Genomic DNA, 15685 nt, shown 5'->3' with positions numbered 1-15685 from the left:
GCTTACACCTTTGGTTGAGAGGGTAAATAACGGTAGGGCAAGGCAACAGGCACAGGTTTGACGGGGGTAGGTGGCAAATCCCGCTCTTGGGCTGTGTTAGGCACCTTCACCAAGCTTGAGGTAGCCCGTGCCACATAGCGTTGAGTCTCAAGTGTCGGCACCACAATTGAACGCGCCATAGAGAGGAAATTGGCCGGAATCGCCCCTCGGATAATTTGCTTGTCGAGTGGCCCTGTGGCGTAGTAGCGCACCTGATAGTAAGAACGGCCACTGAGGGACATTTCCTTGTTGCGCCAGTAGTCGCTGTAGCGGGGATTAACAAGGTTAAAAGGACGCGCCATGCGCCGCCGCCGTTGGTAGGGGACAATGTCGGCACCAAAGTTTTGCTGGTACTCTTCGCTGTCCACAAGGGCATCAATAAATCCTTCTAGGCCACGGGTGGCTAAAATAATTGACCACGCAATCTGCTCTTGCCGACCATAGGTGGGGCGGCCAAGGAAGCGCTTAAAGGAGAGATCCACAAGGCGGTAGTTGGAATTGACTGCCGCTACTTGCTCTCGATAGACCGCTGACTTACCCAAGCCACGGATGAAATCCCGAACGGAAATGGCACGGTTGCGCAGTTGGGATTCTAGGAAAGGCTGGCGGTAGGAGGCCAAAATCAGGTGCTCACTAAAAATTTGGCGATAGGCTGCCCAAATTAAGGCATCCACGTCTGCGGCATCGGTGGCATCGGTGAGGCGGTAGATGACCGGATCATCCTCGGCGGGGACTTCATAACTGACCACCCGCTGGTCAAGGGTTCTGGGCTTCACAGCCAGCAAGGGTAACGACATAACTTTCCAATCCTTTTAGATGTGCATGGACAGATAGTCCCTCTGGAGGGCAAGCTGACAACGGGAACGCACCACAATGTCGGGGTCGCGATCGCCCAAGTGCTTCAGGAGTGAACACACAGCCTCCCGAAGAGCACGGGCAGCCGCCTGCTGATATAAGTGGTCAAGGGCAACGCCCACAGCATAGCGAACTGCCCAATCCGCTGCTTCACTGTTGCGCTGAAGAACCGTGAGTGCTTCCCTTAATTGAGCCTCTCTTGCCGTCTCCTCAGGAATTAACTGCCAGCGCAGCGTTCCCAGGGCCTTGGTCGCCGCACGGCGAACACTGGGGGCAAAATCCGACTGCGCAGCAGCCAATAAGACCCGCAGGGCGGCGGGATGACCAATACTTCCCAAGACACGCACCCCATAGGCACGGGCACCGTAGTTGTAGCCATCCAACTGGGCCAGCAGTGGCTCGACCACGGCATCCCCAAGGGCAATGAGGCCTTCCACAGCAGCTTGGGCAGCGGCGGGGTTGTTGTACCCCAAAACGGCAATCAGCGTCGGAATGGCAGCGGTGTCTTTCTGTTGGGCAAGCTGAATCACAGCCTCGCGAAGCGCCGAGGCAGAGGAGGCCGTCTCAACGGCATGGATATAGGCAAGGAGATTACTCACAGCAGTTGATCCAATCCTTGAAAAAGGGAGAGGGTCTGTTCCGCCGGGGCAGCCTGATGTAGTTGCTTGCTGAGGATGCCGTGGAGGGCAATGAGCTTAAAGCTGGCCTCAACACCCGCCTGCAAAATGGCCTCTGCTGCGGGCAGATACCCCATTGCTCCCAGATCGAGAAGCGCTGTCCGCCGCAGTTGCACATCCTCACTTTCGAGCGCTGCCAAGAGGCGATCGCCATATTCCGCTGCTCCCGTCAGTTGAAAAAGTGCCCGTGCAGTGGCCAATTGCACTCGCGGCATCTCATGGGTCAGGAACGGCTCGATCAGGGGAATTGCTTCGGTGGCACCGAGGTGACCCAAGCTTTCCATCACAGCTTCCACCGGCTGCACCAGATGAGGGCGACCGGGCACTGGCCGCGCCATGGCTACACCACCTTCTAGGAGCGCTTGCAGGGGCGCGATCGCTCGGGGATCTCCCAGTTGACCAAGAGCAATGGCCGCGGCTTCACGGACATAAAAATCCTCGCAGTGCAAGCACTCAATTAAGGCAGGGACGGCTTGGCGATCGCCCAACCTGCCCAAGGCACGGGCTGCATTTCGCCGCAGGGGGTATCCCCCCAATTCCGTGCGATCGGCCTCATCGGCCAAAGCCCCAATCAAGGCATTGACAATGGCCTGCCGCTCTGCTGCCGTTGCCGTTTCCAAACCAAACTTTCCCAACCACCATGCCGCGTAGTAGCGGAGACCGGGATCTGTCCCCTGAAGCTGCGCCAGCATTTGGGGCACTGTAAGCTGTACCGGTTCGGAGACCGCCGTCATTCCCTCTCCCGACATCAATACTTACGAGGCAACCACTGGGGTAATGGAAACGATTTTGCCCCCCATGCGGGTAATGCGCTGCATCTCTTCATTCATGCGGTTGTAGGGCACCGTAATAAAAGTACTACCGCTGCGGCGAATTGGAAACCCCATTTTGTCGGTTTCTTCGTTTTGACGCAGACCCACAACCTCGTAGCGGAAAACGCGAGCGCCGGAGGGACTAAGGGCAGCACTTCCAGACGCAGTTTGACCAAACATGACACCTGACTCCCAATCTCAAAAGAACGCTAAGCAAAATTTCTAGGCAGGATTGACACTGATAATGCGAGCACCTGTGCGCTGAAGCTGCTGCATTTTGCTCGACAGTTGCTCATAGGGCACCAAGAAAGCGGTACTGCTGCGGCGCACCCCCGGATAGCCCGGTTGGCGAATGCCCGCCACTTCAATGCGATAGACGCGGCCACTTTCACCAAAGGAACCACCCAAGCAAGCCCGTGGGGGAACATCGGCACTGGGGGTGTAGTAGGCAAAGGCAGTATCGCTACTCGAAGGCGGCACCACTGTATTGGGACGGTTGGTGGCCAAATCCCGTGCTAGGCGGGACATCCTGCCTTCTGCTTGGGCGCGATCGCTATTGGCATAGCCGCGATAGAGACGAAACATGCGGTTAAAGCCAACGGTTTTTTGCCCCGGCTGGGTATTAAAGCCACGATAGTAGGGCACTACCCAATCCCCAAAGCTATTGGTGTACTCAGGGGAATCAATGTAGGAGTCGATGTCGGCATCAAAACCCTCATTTTCATATAGATCTAGGTGAAAGATCACTTCCGACTCATCGTAGGGTGCCCGCCCCAACAAATGCTTATAGTTCAGTTCAATGACACGGGTTTGAAAATTGCCGTAGAGAAACTTCTCTTTGTAGAGTTCCGACTTGGCCACTGCGCGCACAAATTCCCGCACGGTAATTTTGCCATTGCGCAACAGTGACTCCGCACTCACCAAACGCTCCGATGCCATGATGTAGTCATTGCCTAAGACCTGACGGTAAACGGCACGGATGACCGTCTCTAGATCTTCCTCGCTCCAGTTGGCACGCAGCTCCACTCGCGGAGCATCACTGAAGGCGGAGGTACCCAAGCGCGAAGCAGCAGCAGTAATAGCCACGGTACAAACTCCTAAATATCAAGGGTACAAACAAGCCCGGTGTTGTAAACAAAGGGTCAGCCCAACGCCGACAACATCTGCTTACCTCACCGGGCAACAAAAGGAAACGCCTATTAGCTGAGGGCGTTAATGGCGTAGTCGATGTAGGCGTTGGCTTCCACCGCAGCTTGGCCGGTCAAGCCATGATTGGCTTTGATGTATTTCAGAGCCTCGATGTACCAGCTTGGGGAAAGATCAAACGCGCTGTTGATTTCCGACAAGCCAGCAATGAGGTACTCATCCATCGGACCGGTGCCCCCCGCAACGAGGCAGTAGGTCACCATCCGCAGGTAGTAGCCAATGTCGCGGGCGCACTTGGCTTTGCCTTCGGGGGTCGAGGCATACTGAGGGCCTTGCATAGTGGTGGTGTAGGGGAATTTTTGGTACACCGCTTGAGCTGCGCCGTCAATCAGGCTCTGAGCATTGTTGGTCAGGGCGCGAGCGGCTTCCAGGCTGGCCATAGCGCGCTTGAAGCGGCCGTCAACCGCTTGCAGTTCGGTGTTGCTCAGGAAACGACCTTGGGTATCGGCGGCGGCAATGGCTTCAGTAATCGGCGTTCTCATGGATAAAGTATCTCCCTAAAAAGTGTGCGTGTTCAGAACGGTCAAAGTTAAAGAATGTCAAAGGTGTGTTAGGCAACAGCGGCAGCGGCACGGTCAAAGTAGCCAGCAATTTCGGACATTAGGGCGCTGCAATCGCCAGGGGTGATGCCGTTGGGATCATTGGCGATCGCGATCGCCGCCTCTTTCATTTTTTGAATGGCCACCGCCACGGAGGAACCGGGCGTACCGAGGGCTTGGTAGGTTTCGCGCAGACCGTTCAAGCAGCGATCATCGAGCACGCTGGAGTCACCCGCCAAAATGGCGTAGGTCACATAGCGCAAGATGATTTCCATATCGCGCAAGCAAGCAGCCATGCGACGGTTGGTGTAAGCGTTCCCACCGGGTTGGATCAGTTGGGGTTGCTCTGCAAACAGGGCACGAGCAGCGTTGGTAACAATTGTGGAGGCATTGCTGGTGATGCGGTTAACGGCATCCAGACGCTTATTGCCTTCTTTCACCAAGTTGGACAGGGCATCGAACTGGGCGTTGGTGAGGAATTCACCGCGGGCATCGGCCTGAGCGACAACTTTGGCAAATGCATCTAGCATGGATCAATTCTCCTTAAAGTTTGTTAAAGAAGTGAGACCTTCTTGACATTCCTAACCCCAGAGATGAGGCAGGATTCTTAGGGGGCTGATCGGCAACTCCCTAAAGGCTGTGCCAAGCAACCTGAGAGCGACCAAGCTGATCCTTGGTGTGTTTTTAACAGACGCGCAACGCTCTTGGGCGTGCCGGAAAGGTCTAACGGTCACTGATGGGTTGTTCCGCAAAGGAGTCTAGGAAACAACAGCAGTGTTGTTAAACCCTTCCGCTATTTCTTATACAATGCGGTGGGAAACCTGTTTCGCCGTAGTTATTAATTTGTAAAATACTTTTGTGAGATAAATTAAGGTTCTGGCGATCGCCATAAAATTAGTGCGATTTATCCTAAGTTTTTCCTAAGTTTTGTGAAGTTTCTTTAACATTGTTCTCAGGAAGTGACGATCCCCATGAGTGAACCGTTGCAATTTAGCTTATTTGACACTCCCCCAGAGGCAGAATCTGCGCCAGCAACGCCCCTCGATGCTGCCACCTACGATCAAATTCCCCTGCGGGCCGAGGTGCCTATCCCTGCCGGGACCTACCGTGACTTGGAAGCACTGGCGGCGCATTGTCAGCAGTGTCAGCGCTGTGGCCTAGCAACCACCCGTACCCATGTGGTGATTAGCCGTGGCAATCCTACCGCCAAGCTGATGATTATTGGTGAAGGCCCTGGCCAGTCAGAGGACGAAACCGGCCGCCCCTTTGTGGGCAAGGCGGGGCAACTCCTCGATAAAATCCTTGCTTCGGTCAATCTGGACAGTGAACGGGATGCCTATATTTGCAACATTGTGAAGTGCCGTCCCCCCGGCAACCGCGTCCCAACACCAGTTGAAGCAGCAGCCTGTTTGCCCTATTTACTGGAGCAGATTCGCTTGGTGAATCCCCGCATTATTCTGCTGGCGGGGGCCACGGCTGTATCTGGCTTACTGAAAGATAATCGGGGAATTACTAAAATTCGGGGCCAGTGGATTGAATGGCAAGGACGCTGGTGTATGCCCATTTTCCACCCGGCGTATCTATTGCGCAATAACTCACGGGAGCCGGGCAGCCCTAAGTGGTTAACCTGGCAGGATATCCAAGCGGTGCGCGATCGCCTCCGCCAACTCGATTCTTAGATTACTCCTGACGGGGGGGATGTTCCTGTAGATAGCGCAGCCAAAGTTCCGAAAGTTCCCGCGCCTGCTGCTCCTTCTCATTAATAATGTGGTACATTCGCCGCGGCCGACCGCGACCTTCCACCTTCTTCCAATAACCGCCAATAATCCCCTCATCCTCTAGGAATTTGAGGGCACTGTAAAGAACTGTATCGGAAAGGCGATACAGGGGATACTCGTTTTCAATGGCTTGGATCAGCGCCGTGCCATAGGAATCCCCCTTTTCCACAAGGGTATAGAGCACATAGCACACGGCAACTTCCTTGCTCAGGTAAACTGGCGGTGGCTGGCGGAAAAAGGTGTAGATATCTTCTAGTTTCATAACCTTATCCTCAGCAATGGACTACTGTCCCCGAAAGCTCTTCAGATTATCAGAGGATTTGGATGCAGCTCTGTTGCTCCAAACGCTGGGAAACACAAGGACTCCCCCCTTAATGTCAGTACTTTCCTCTGGCCTCATATTGCGCATGAAAGTCACTAAGTATTTATCGCTACCAAGACTCCAATCTTGTCTTGCAGCCCTTTTCTTAAATATCGGGTAGATAAAGGAAAGAGAATTCTCTCCCCTATGGGCTTTCACGATGTTGAGCGTGTGTCATTTTTGTGAAAAGGGCTGTACTTCTGATTTTAGGAAGTTTGAGAGAAAAGTGTTCTTTGCATCATAGAGTCCGCAGTTAGCAAAAATCAAGTCATGGACTTGTTGCAGATTGATCTTAAGGGCAATCGTGAGCAAGATTTCTTAACAAAAATTCACGATGAATCTGCCAGCGTCGGCCATTGTGCACCAGCAGTGTTAGGTGAGATACCCAACAGCGGGCAGCAAAGGATTGTTCTTGAAAGTCTGCCCAAGCATGGTGAAAGTTTTCCTTGGTTAAGTCCCGAAAGGCAATTGTCATGTGGGGGGTAAAGGGGTGCCGTTGCGTGGGGGGAAGGTTCAGGGGCTGCGCTACTGCTTTGACGAGATCCGCTTGTAGGGTCTTGAGCGCCGGAGTCGGTGCCACGTGAATATAAATGACGCGGGGAGGAAAGGCGGCAAAGCCGTCAAGGATCAATTCCACCGGAGCGGCTTGATGGGAAAAGGCTTCTAGGGCTTGCTCAAGATCTCCTACCCCTGCATCTGGCCACCAAAAGGGGGGATAGAGGGTGACATGGGGGGGAGAGCGCAGTGCCGCTTGGCTCTGGTAGCGATCGCAACAATACTGCTTGAGACGGGTCACCTGCTCCTGAATTTTGGCATCGGGCAACAAAGCAATAAAGTAATGCCGCCGGTTCATTAGCGTTGAGCCACCATTGTCCAATGGCGATCGGAGGTGAGCGTCACTTGCCACTGCCGCGGCAGTTGCGGCAATGTTCTCACAACATTACTCATTTCCATCAAAGTTAGCGCCGCATGGAGGGAAGCGGCAAAGAGTTGCCGCTGTTCAGGGGTGTCCTGACCAGCATACTGGTCAACGAGGGCTTGCAGGTCAGCCCCTGTGTTTGGACGACACAGATCACGGATAAAGAGGGTTCCTTGGGGACGCAGCACCCGCAGCATTTCTGCCAAGGCAGGTTGAGGATTGGCTAAGTGATGGATAAGGCTATTGCTGATCACCACATCAAAACTTGCGGCAGCAAAGGGCAGGGCTTTGGCATCCCCTTGAATAAAGCGCAATTGGGGACTATGGTGCCGCGCGATCGCCAGCATAGCCGGACTGAGATCAATTCCCGTCAGTTGCCAATGGGGATAGCGTTGGTGCAACACTTGTAGAATCCGCCCTGTCCCCGTTCCCACATCCAAAACCTGGAGGGGTTGCTCAACATTGGGTAAAACGGCGGCTAGATCTTCACAGAAGGCGATATTGACAGCAGTAAAATCCATTGCGTCGTAGGCAGCAGCCGTTTCTGGCGTCTCCATGACTTCCGGTTCTAAGATACGTTGCAGAGTCATAGAGAGTGCCTATAGACCTGTGGCCGATCGCCCCTGCTTGGGTAAGCGCACAAAGACAAAGTAGCTCAAATAGAGCATGTAAATTACAAGGCCAACCGCTGCAAAGAAGCCAAGGGTACCGGCGCGGGCTTGGGGGTGAAAAATCTCCTTGAACATCAGGGGTGGCTCTAGCCAGACTTGGCAACTGGGGGTCTGAACGGCACCCGCCACAAACGCACAGTGTAGATAAAAGGTCTGACCTAGGGCGGCAAGGACACAGTAGAGCGTGATTGCCCAGCGCCAACTACTAAAGACTTGACCTAGGAGGTCTTGGCGATCGCTAATTTCCTCATTGAGATCGACCCAAAACCAGAGGCTAATGGGAATCAGGACCAAAGCCATGAATCCTGTGACATAGGCTACTGGCCACTGCGGCATCATCAAATACACCGTAATCGCCAAGAGGCTGGACACCCGCCAGTAGATAATCAGCAGTTGAGTAATGGCCGGCACGTTTTTAGCCGTTGACCACAGGAGCAGGATCAAGGGAATGACCACCGTAAAGAGGACTGCAAGGCGGTAGTCCATCCACACCAGCGATCGCAAAAGTTCCAAGGACATGACAGGCCACTCACCCAAGGGCAACGGTTCTATTATTAGGGATTGCCTTCACAGGGCACAAGGCACTAAAGGGATCGCACCCGCTCATACCAACGCATGAGAATGGCCGCTAACTTTCGGGAATCATGGCGCACTGTGGGTGTGGATTCATCCATTACATCGGCTAGGATTAGGCGGCAGTTTTGGCGGGCAAGTTCCTCGCGATCAATGGCCACAGGTGCACTGCCCTGCTGCGCATAGCGTTCAAGGTGAGCAGCACTGGGGGGATATTTTTGCACCAGCACCGCATCAAACAGGCGATCGCCCGTCACAGCATCGAGAGCGCGCACATGATCACTGACGGTATAGCCCTCGGTCTCCCCCGGCTGCGTCATAATGTTGCAGACATAGACACAGGGGCATTGGCGCTCCGCCAGGGCTTGGGCAATTTCAGGCACCAAGAGATTGGGAATAATACTGGTGTAGAGGCTACCAGGGCCAAGGATAATGTAGTCGGCTTCGCGCAGGGCTTGAATGGCTCGCGGCAAAGCTTTGGGGGCAGGGGGCGAGCAGCCAATTTCTACAATTTTGCCGCGGGCGGCCGTAATGTTTGATTCCCCGTGAATCAAGCGACCATCGGCTAGGCGTGCCCACAGGGTCATATCCGTCAGCGTGGCTGGTAGCACCTGACCGCGAATAGCCAAGACCGCTGAACTGGTGGCGATCGCCTGCTCCAGATCACCTGTGATATTCGTCATGGCCGTCAGGAATAAATTGCCAAAGCTGTGCCCGGCCAAGCCGTCTCCGGCTTCAAAGCGGTACTGAAAAAGCTCGGTGACGATTTTCTCTTCATCTGCTAGGGCTGCCAAGCAGTTGCGAATATCCCCCGGCGGCAGCACCCCAATTTCCCGCCGCAGTCGTCCAGAGGAGCCGCCATCGTCGGCCATTGTTACAATGGCAGTGATATTGGAACTATAGAGCTTCAGTCCGCGTAGGAGCGTTGACAGCCCCGTCCCACCACCAATGGCAACAATTTTCGGTCCTCGCCCCAAGCGCCGATGGATAAGGAGTCGCTCCACAAGGGTCTTATCGTCCTCTGGCAGGAGGACTTCTGTAATCGAACCCAGAGTACGGGCATACCCCCAAGCAATAAGTGCTAAGCCCCCAAAGAGGAGCAAGGGGCCACTGACATAACTCGGTACAAAACGAGCCACACTCTGGAGAAACTGCTCCAGAAATTGCAAAAAGTAGAAAATCGGGGTGAGGTTAATGCTAATGGCAAAGCCAAGGCTGGCTAGCAAGACACCCACCGCACTGATGAGCAGCCATCGTTTGACCAGTAGCCCAGGGAGAAGCCATTGAGACCACAGACGGATTTTCCGACGTGCCGGACGCAGCTTTGCTGAGAGTTGTTGAGCCTTATTCGCTCTCCTCATCCGGATCGATACCCAAATAGGTTTTGCTGAGATAGCGAGCAAGACGCCGGAGGGGGTTAGCTATCCGTTTTTTGTGTTCAGCGTGCTCCCTATTGACAGGAACGCCTAGAATTTCTGAAAATTCATCATCACTCATTTCCCCTGCCTGATGTTGAGCAAAGGAGTCTATCACCTGCACTAGTTCCTCAGTGGAAAATTCAAAGCCATGCTGACTGGCAAAATCCACCACTTTCGGCGCCATTTCTCCCCGCAGCGCTGCTAATTCTTCGGCATCCAGTTCGGCAGCCCCACTAATGTTGCCATCGCCTACCCCCAGAAGGTTTTCCAATTCGTCCCGCAGTTTGGCATCCTCCGCGGTCTTTTGCATGAATGCTAGCACCTGTGCCGTGGCCATAGGCCTCCTTCCCCTGCTCAGTTGATGTCTGCACAAACCGATTGGATTATAGCATTCTCTGGCGAGAGCATTTTTAGGCAACACTTTTTAAGAATGGCACCTCCACGACTTGGGCAGCGACCTTCTCTGGCGTATGCAGCGTTAACCCCACACCGCCCACTTTGGTGCGCACATAGCCGAGGCCAAAAGCTCCCCGCTTGAGGGAGGTACAACTCGTGAGCAGCCCCACTTTTTCACCCTCCAAGAGTAGGGGGGTAGGTGGGGTGACTGCCGCACTTAATTCCAGACCCCAAAGATATTGTTTGACGCCTTGATAGGTCTTTAGGCGAGCAATTGTTTCCTGGCCAATATAACAGCCCTTGTTAAAAGAAATGGTGTGCCCCAGCCGCGCTTCGAGGGGGTTGTACTCTTCTGTCAGTTCGGCATCGGCAGCGGGGCGACCCTGACGAATGCGCAGGTGCTCCCAGTCGGCATCAGTAAGTTGGGGATAGGGATCGAGTAAATTGGCAAGGGGGCGATCGCTCCAAAGGGTCAAACCGGGAATGACGAGGCCACTGGTGGCCGCAAGGGTTAGGGGAGCACCTTCGTGGCTAATAGTGACGTGATCATAGGCATTGGCCAATGCGCCTAGGCCAAACTGGGCAGTAATTTTTTCAGCAGCATCCCCAAAAACCCGATAGCAGTGGCTCTCAGCGGTGCGATCGCTCACCTGAACATCGTCGCCAAAGAAGATGTACTTATCAAACCATTTCAGGAGAAACTCGCGGCGCTGCGGAGATACCAAGAGATCCACCCACTCTTGATGAACAAGGAGGGTGGCAAGATCAAGGGTGCGAGCGGTCGAGGTCAGGAAAACGGTGTCAGCCCCTTGGCCGGGTTGCAAGACAAGGCAGTTATTGGAGCTTTGATTGTGCAAAAACTTCAGGCGATCGCGCCCCGTGAGGCGTAGGCGTCCCCAATGACTGCAATCATAGACTGCACCACCTGTAGAGACTGTTTCCAGAAGATCTGTCATTCTTTTACTCCCAAAAGAAGTAAGTCCCGCTCAAGGAGCGATCGCACCGCCGCAAGATTCAACTCCGGTTGCTCAGCTAATAACTCAGCCACGGTTTTTTGACCCGTCGCATCGGTTAGAAATTGCTGCTCAGCAGGCGTGAGGTGAATCACCTCATAGTGGCAGTTGAAGACGCAGGCTCCCGGCCAACCCTCCAAGCAGGGGTGGCGCCACGGCAGGGCAGCCAAGAGTCCGGCATCGTCGGACCAATCGTGACGGGGCAGCGGCGGCTTGGCCAAGAAGAACTCAAAGTGAGTCATTGCCTCAGGGTCAAGGCATTCAATGAGCTGATACTGCTGAATGGGGGTCAATTGCTGTGCCCGTTGCAACAGTTCCGGCTGAGTGCCCAACAATCGCTCCAGCCGCCAGACTTGGGGATTGGAAAAGCCAACAAACTCCAAGCCAGAGGCAGCAATCAGCTCAAAGAGGCTGGCGATCGTGTAGTCAATTTCTTGGGGGTGCACATACATATCGGCAAAGCATTCATCCCGCTGATTGTCAAGGCTCCAGCGTTCCTGCTCGCGCTTTTTCAGACGATTATTCGCGGGCAATGCAGCAAAGAGCTGCCGACCAATGGCCACCCCTTGGCGATAGTTGTGGCGATCGCGCCCCAAAAGGAGGGCAATAGCCTGCTGCATCAGCTTAATTTCCCAGCGACCGCGTTCCCCATAGACAAAGATATGCAAAATACCACCGGGGGCAAGAACATTGGCCAGCGCTTGAATCCCCCGCTGGGGGTCTGGCAGGTGGTGCAGTACGCCGACGCAGTTAATCATCTGAAACGCCTGCCCCAATTGAGCCACATCCTCTAAACTCAGGTGGTGAAATTGCACGTTGGTAGCGCCGGAGCGGCGGCAGCGTTCCTGGGCAATTTCCAAAGCACCTTCACTGACATCTAAAGCAGTAATCCTTGCCTGCGGATTCAAGTGGGCTAGGTACTCTGTTCCCACACCGGTGCCGCAGCCGGCATCGAGGATGGCCACGTCCAATCGGGAGGGATAGCGTCCTGTGCAAAAGCTATAGGCTGCCGGCCAAGACCAGCGCCAGTTGTACCCCGGTGGCGGTTCATCGAGCAGGGGTGCTGGGGGAAAGGGGTAGGTATTGTACAGTTGCCGCACAGCAGCGGTAATTTCAGCCGCCGAGGTCATGATTGCTCCCTTTGAGATAAGCGTCGTAAGAACTCGCGGGTGGTGGCTTCTGGGTCAGCCGCTTCCATAATGGCGCGGACAACGGCCACCTGAGTTGCCCCTGCTTGAATAACGTCATCAATGTTACTCAGGTCAATTCCCCCAATGGCAAACTGGGGCATCGGCGCGTGTTTGCGGGCGTACTGGAGATAGTCAAAGCCAACAGCCGCTTTGCCGGGTTTGGTGGGAGTGGCAAAAATCGGTCCTACACCGACGTAGTCAGCGCCTTCGGCAATCGCCCGCTCCAGTTCTTGGGGATTGGTGGTCGAGCGTCCCACCAGGCGATCGCGCCCTAAAATTTGCCGAGCGAGTTCCATGGGAATATCTGTCTGTCCGAGGTGCACCCCATCGGCATTGGCACCGACGGCAATGTCCACGCGATCGTTTACTAAAAACAGCGCCCCATAACGCTGGCAGAGGGCCTGCAATTGACGAGCCGTAGTCAAGCGAGTGGCATCATCGCTGGTCTTGTCCCGATACTGCACAAGGGGCAATCCACCCTTGAGAGCTGCTTCAACCACTGCCAACAGGCGATCGCCGGGGGAAGTGACAAGGTAAAGTTTTGCCTGCTGTAGTTGCCGCAGCCGAGCATGGCGCGGGCTGAGCCTCAGAGCTTGCTCCAGAATATAAACGCGATAGCGCAGCGCCTTGGCGGTTTCACTCAGCTCAGTATTGGTTAATTTAGCGTATTCCTCAATTACCCGCAGCGCTTCTTGGACGCGGGCAAAATTAGCGGTGAGCACCTCGCTGAGGGTCTGGCGATCGCGCTCCTGCGGATGACTCAAAGCCGTCCCCGGATCCTGATCCGTTTGTCGTGCCGCCCGCAACTCTGGGGTATGGTAGCGGCTGAGGGTTTGGCGCAGATCTTTACATTCGGCACTCAGGGCAACCTCTTCGCAGCCAAAGCGGCACCATTCCTCGATCACCCGCAGACCTTCGCGGGCACGGTCAAGGTTGGCATCCAGAATTCGCCGAATGCGTTGCCCCTCAAAGCCGGGAGCTAAATTTTGCATAGGACGTCCGATCTCCCCAGAAAAAAATCAGCATAGTTTTGTTTATTGTTCATCGGCATTGTTGATAGAGCAATGAAGTCCCTGATGAGTCGTTTCCGCATTCACTGCCAGCCGTGGTTGAATCCCCTATGTTTGATCCTAATGGGTTGGGGGACGCCCGTATTGGCGGCAGAACCGACTCCCATCCCCGTACCCCCGCCAGAGGTGAGTACCGCGCCAATTCCCAGCCCGCGGCCTCAGCGACTTGACAACTCCCTCGAACGATTGCCGGTTCCAGGCATACCCATTCCAATGGGATTTGTGGGCAATAACCCAGCCGTGAACCAACTGCCGCCACCGCCGCAGGTTTTTGAAGCAGAGGGGGGAACGCCGGCACCTGTCACCCCCAGAACGCGATTTCGGGTAATTGTACTTGATTTGCGAGAGGACGATCTGGCCAACCAAGAGCGCCTGCGATCGCTCGTCCCCGACGTGATACCCGTTACCCTCGGCCAACGCCGTGCTCTGCAAGTGGGCAGTTTCCAAAACGAGACCAATGCCAGCAAAATGCGCGCCTTTATGGAGGTCAATGGCTTCCGCGCTGAAATTCAACGTCTCCCCTAAAGTCCTCTAGGCCAATTGGGAATATCGCGAAGGGGGCTAAAGGTTATATTCCTGACGCCTCCTCCCGTCAAGAAAGTGAACCCCCTGCTAGAACAGTCAATTTTTCATACGCTTGGAAAGTTAGGAGCAATGGCCACAGGAGCTAAATTGCTTAAAAATTGCAAGGATAGAAAAGTAGCCAAAGACAACGGCAACATCAACAAAATAGATGAGCAAGACCGCGCCTTTCATGGGTGGTATCGGTTTGTGCTATCTTATCCGCCCCATCTTGTGCGGGACTATATAAAAGACTTCGGCTTGAATGAAGAGAGTGTGATCCTAGACCCCTTTTGTGGCACAGGCACAACGCTTGTTGAGTCGAAGCGCTGGGGAATTCCCTCATGGGGTACAGAAGCCAATCCGTTCGCCCATTTTGCGACATCGGTAAAGACCGATTGGGACGTTGATCCTGACTTACTCTCCAGTCACTCCTGCGAAGTAGCAGAACTTGCCCTTGACCTCCTGCGGCGGCAAGGAATAGAGGACTCGGTTCCTTTTGCGGGGAATATTGCTGACCTCCCCTTGCGCCAACTCTCGCCTGAGCAAAATAAACTCATCCTTGCGGGGTCGATGAGTCCAATTCCCTTACACAAGGTACTGGTACTCCTTGAGTGTTTGGAGAAATACAAGATAGAAAAGGTCTATCGGCATCAATTATTGGCGATCGCCAACGTCCTTGTGTTTGGAGCGAGCAATCTGCGCTTTGGGCCTGAAGTTGGCGTGGGTAAACCCAAAGTGGATGCAGCGGTGATTAGCCCTTGGGTTGCCAAGATTAACGAAATGGCTGAGGATTTGCGACGAGTAAAAGGTCAAAGTCATGCCCCTGCCCACGTCTATTTTGCAGATGCCAGAGGGGTTGACAGCGTTCTGCCCCCGCGGTCTGTGGATGCGGTGATCACCTCCCCCCCTTACCCCAATGAAAAGGACTACACTAGAACAACCCGTTTAGAGTCTGTCATCCTAGGTTTCATCAAAACCAAGGACGATCTACAAGCCTTTAAGAAGGGTTTGATCCGTTCTAACACTCGCAATGTGTATAAAGCCGATGATGACGATCAATGGATTCAAGATCACCCTGAAATTCAGTCCATTGCCAATACAATTGAACGCCGCAGAATTGACCTAGGCAAGACCTCCGGCTTTGAGAAACTCTATGGGAGAGTGACCAAACTCTACTTTGGGGGGATGGCACGTCACTTGGCAGCCCTGCGCTCGGTTTTGCGCCCCAATGCCCAACTGGCTTATGTTGTGGGGGATCAAGCGTCCTACTTGCGCGTGATGATCCGCACGGGGCAGTTGTTGGCTGAGATTGCCCAAGCTCTGGGCTATGAATTTGTCCGCACAGATCTGTTCCGAACTCGCTTTGCCAGTGCCACTAAGGAGCAATTGCGAGAAGAAGTGGTAATTCTGCGCTGGAAAGGATAATCTAATTTAGTCCAGACGGGCTGCACCCTAGAATTACTTTGACGCTCATCCCGCTAACGCTATGCCTAACGGCAGGCTCACGCCAACGCGTATAGCAGGAGATTCCCCGTTCACAGAGTCTTGGCTAGGGTTCCCTCGACGCTTAGGAGAGGTGCCCCAAAGGACACCCCCGCCAGAAC

General features: G+C 54.3%; 19 protein-coding genes. 3 read left to right on the top strand and 16 right to left on the bottom strand.

Going from position 1 to position 15685, the window contains the following annotated elements; translation table 11 throughout:
- Positions 1-2: 2 nt before the first annotated feature.
- The 7 genes from Q0683_RS08925 to Q0683_RS08895 all read right to left on the bottom strand — a co-directional run bounded on the left by Q0683_RS08925 (position 3) and on the right by Q0683_RS08895 (position 4658).
- Positions 3-836: a phycobilisome rod-core linker polypeptide gene (locus Q0683_RS08925; RefSeq protein WP_298614344.1), complete on the bottom strand. Its 834-nt coding sequence runs from the start codon at positions 834-836 to the stop codon at positions 3-5.
- Between the two features lie 15 nt (positions 837-851).
- Positions 852-1493 (bottom strand): HEAT repeat domain-containing protein, encoded by a 642-nt coding sequence (locus Q0683_RS08920; protein ID WP_298614346.1) that lies wholly within the window; start codon positions 1491-1493, stop codon positions 852-854.
- Entirely contained in the window at positions 1490-2320 is an 831-nt protein-coding gene (locus Q0683_RS08915; RefSeq protein ID WP_366142461.1) for a HEAT repeat domain-containing protein, read from the bottom strand. Before Q0683_RS08915 ends, Q0683_RS08920 begins: the two co-directional genes overlap by 4 nt.
- A gap of 6 nt (positions 2321-2326) precedes the next feature.
- Entirely contained in the window at positions 2327-2563 is a 237-nt protein-coding gene (locus Q0683_RS08910; RefSeq protein ID WP_149818199.1) for a phycobilisome linker polypeptide, read from the bottom strand.
- Positions 2564-2605: 42 nt separating this feature from the next.
- Complete coding sequence (locus Q0683_RS08905; RefSeq protein WP_298614351.1) at positions 2606-3469, bottom strand: phycobilisome linker polypeptide; 864 nt, start codon at positions 3467-3469, stop codon at positions 2606-2608.
- A gap of 113 nt (positions 3470-3582) precedes the next feature.
- Positions 3583-4071: a phycocyanin subunit alpha gene (gene cpcA, locus Q0683_RS08900; RefSeq protein ID WP_298617403.1), complete on the bottom strand. Its 489-nt coding sequence runs from the start codon at positions 4069-4071 to the stop codon at positions 3583-3585.
- A gap of 68 nt (positions 4072-4139) precedes the next feature.
- Positions 4140-4658: a phycocyanin subunit beta gene (locus Q0683_RS08895; RefSeq protein ID WP_298614355.1), complete on the bottom strand. Its 519-nt coding sequence runs from the start codon at positions 4656-4658 to the stop codon at positions 4140-4142.
- A gap of 441 nt (positions 4659-5099) precedes the next feature.
- On the opposite strand from Q0683_RS08895, the gene Q0683_RS08890 reads away from it, so the two are divergent.
- A complete protein-coding gene (locus Q0683_RS08890; protein ID WP_298614357.1) occupies positions 5100-5807 on the top strand; it encodes a uracil-DNA glycosylase family protein in 708 nt (235 codons plus the stop codon).
- Between the two features lies 1 nt (position 5808).
- Here the strand turns inward: Q0683_RS08890 and Q0683_RS08885 are convergent, their stop codons facing one another.
- The 9 genes from Q0683_RS08885 to Q0683_RS08845 form a co-directional block, all read right to left on the bottom strand.
- Positions 5809-6168, bottom strand: a complete 360-nt coding sequence (locus Q0683_RS08885) for a PadR family transcriptional regulator (RefSeq protein WP_298614359.1) — start codon at positions 6166-6168, stop codon at positions 5809-5811.
- A 391-nt stretch (positions 6169-6559) separates the two neighbouring features.
- Positions 6560-7120 (bottom strand): 2'-5' RNA ligase family protein, encoded by a 561-nt coding sequence (locus Q0683_RS08880; protein WP_298977358.1) that lies wholly within the window; start codon positions 7118-7120, stop codon positions 6560-6562.
- Positions 7120-7776, bottom strand: a complete 657-nt coding sequence (locus tag Q0683_RS08875) for a class I SAM-dependent methyltransferase (RefSeq protein ID WP_298614363.1) — start codon at positions 7774-7776, stop codon at positions 7120-7122. The genes Q0683_RS08880 and Q0683_RS08875 overlap by 1 nt, the downstream gene beginning before the upstream one ends.
- Positions 7777-7785: 9 nt before the next feature.
- A complete protein-coding gene (locus tag Q0683_RS08870) occupies positions 7786-8376 on the bottom strand; it encodes a DUF3177 family protein (protein WP_298614365.1) in 591 nt (196 codons plus the stop codon).
- A 65-nt stretch (positions 8377-8441) separates the two neighbouring features.
- Positions 8442-9791 (bottom strand): gluconeogenesis factor YvcK family protein, encoded by a 1350-nt coding sequence (locus Q0683_RS08865; protein WP_366142451.1) that lies wholly within the window; start codon positions 9789-9791, stop codon positions 8442-8444.
- The gene (locus Q0683_RS08860) at positions 9775-10185 is read right to left on the bottom strand and encodes a hypothetical protein (RefSeq protein WP_298614367.1); all 411 of its coding nucleotides are present in this window, start codon (positions 10183-10185) and stop codon (positions 9775-9777) included. The genes Q0683_RS08865 and Q0683_RS08860 overlap by 17 nt, the downstream gene beginning before the upstream one ends.
- 73 nt (positions 10186-10258) lie before the next feature.
- Entirely contained in the window at positions 10259-11200 is a 942-nt protein-coding gene (locus Q0683_RS08855) for a folate-binding protein YgfZ (RefSeq protein ID WP_298614369.1), read from the bottom strand.
- On the bottom strand, positions 11197-12387 hold the full coding sequence (locus tag Q0683_RS08850; RefSeq protein ID WP_298614371.1) for a bifunctional 2-polyprenyl-6-hydroxyphenol methylase/3-demethylubiquinol 3-O-methyltransferase UbiG: 1191 nt from the start codon (positions 12385-12387) through the stop codon (positions 11197-11199). The genes Q0683_RS08855 and Q0683_RS08850 overlap by 4 nt, the downstream gene beginning before the upstream one ends.
- The gene (locus Q0683_RS08845; RefSeq protein WP_298977355.1) at positions 12384-13439 is read right to left on the bottom strand and encodes a thiamine phosphate synthase; all 1056 of its coding nucleotides are present in this window, start codon (positions 13437-13439) and stop codon (positions 12384-12386) included. The genes Q0683_RS08850 and Q0683_RS08845 overlap by 4 nt, the downstream gene beginning before the upstream one ends.
- An 84-nt stretch (positions 13440-13523) precedes the next feature.
- On the opposite strand from Q0683_RS08845, the gene Q0683_RS08840 reads away from it, so the two are divergent.
- On the top strand, positions 13524-14042 hold the full coding sequence (locus Q0683_RS08840) for a hypothetical protein (RefSeq protein ID WP_298977353.1): 519 nt from the start codon (positions 13524-13526) through the stop codon (positions 14040-14042).
- A gap of 246 nt (positions 14043-14288) precedes the next feature.
- Complete coding sequence (locus Q0683_RS08835; RefSeq protein WP_298977352.1) at positions 14289-15506, top strand: DNA methyltransferase; 1218 nt, start codon at positions 14289-14291, stop codon at positions 15504-15506.
- Positions 15507-15685 lie beyond the last annotated feature (179 nt).

It is taken from the genome of uncultured Thermosynechococcus sp. (genome assembly GCF_938074695.1).
Taxonomy (GTDB): Bacteria; Cyanobacteriota; Cyanobacteriia; order Thermosynechococcales; family Thermosynechococcaceae; genus Thermosynechococcus.
The sequence above is the reverse complement of the archived record's forward strand: the minus strand, read 5'-3'. Positions and strand labels throughout refer to the sequence as shown.

Coding starts and splice junctions, on each gene's coding strand:
- Q0683_RS08925 (WP_298614344.1), bottom strand. CDS start 836: ATGTCGTTACCCTTGCTGGCTGTGAAGCCCAGAACCCTTGACCAGCGG.
- Q0683_RS08915 (WP_366142461.1), bottom strand. CDS start 2,320: ATGTCGGGAGAGGGAATGACGGCGGTCTCCGAACCGGTACAGCTTACA.
- Q0683_RS08910 (WP_149818199.1), bottom strand. CDS start 2,563: ATGTTTGGTCAAACTGCGTCTGGAAGTGCTGCCCTTAGTCCCTCCGGC.
- cpcA (WP_298617403.1), bottom strand. CDS start 4,071: ATGAGAACGCCGATTACTGAAGCCATTGCCGCCGCCGATACCCAAGGT.
- Q0683_RS08895 (WP_298614355.1), bottom strand. CDS start 4,658: ATGCTAGATGCATTTGCCAAAGTTGTCGCTCAGGCCGATGCCCGCGGT.
- Q0683_RS08890 (WP_298614357.1), top strand. CDS start 5,100: ATGAGTGAACCGTTGCAATTTAGCTTATTTGACACTCCCCCAGAGGCA.
- Q0683_RS08885 (WP_298614359.1), bottom strand. CDS start 6,168: ATGAAACTAGAAGATATCTACACCTTTTTCCGCCAGCCACCGCCAGTT.
- Q0683_RS08880 (WP_298977358.1), bottom strand. CDS start 7,120: ATGAACCGGCGGCATTACTTTATTGCTTTGTTGCCCGATGCCAAAATT.
- Q0683_RS08875 (WP_298614363.1), bottom strand. CDS start 7,776: ATGACTCTGCAACGTATCTTAGAACCGGAAGTCATGGAGACGCCAGAA.
- Q0683_RS08870 (WP_298614365.1), bottom strand. CDS start 8,376: ATGTCCTTGGAACTTTTGCGATCGCTGGTGTGGATGGACTACCGCCTT.
- Q0683_RS08865 (WP_366142451.1), bottom strand. CDS start 9,791: ATGAGGAGAGCGAATAAGGCTCAACAACTCTCAGCAAAGCTGCGTCCG.
- Q0683_RS08860 (WP_298614367.1), bottom strand. CDS start 10,185: ATGGCCACGGCACAGGTGCTAGCATTCATGCAAAAGACCGCGGAGGAT.
- Q0683_RS08855 (WP_298614369.1), bottom strand. CDS start 11,200: ATGACAGATCTTCTGGAAACAGTCTCTACAGGTGGTGCAGTCTATGAT.
- Q0683_RS08850 (WP_298614371.1), bottom strand. CDS start 12,387: ATGACCTCGGCGGCTGAAATTACCGCTGCTGTGCGGCAACTGTACAAT.
- Q0683_RS08845 (WP_298977355.1), bottom strand. CDS start 13,439: ATGCAAAATTTAGCTCCCGGCTTTGAGGGGCAACGCATTCGGCGAATT.
- Q0683_RS08840 (WP_298977353.1), top strand. CDS start 13,524: ATGAGTCGTTTCCGCATTCACTGCCAGCCGTGGTTGAATCCCCTATGT.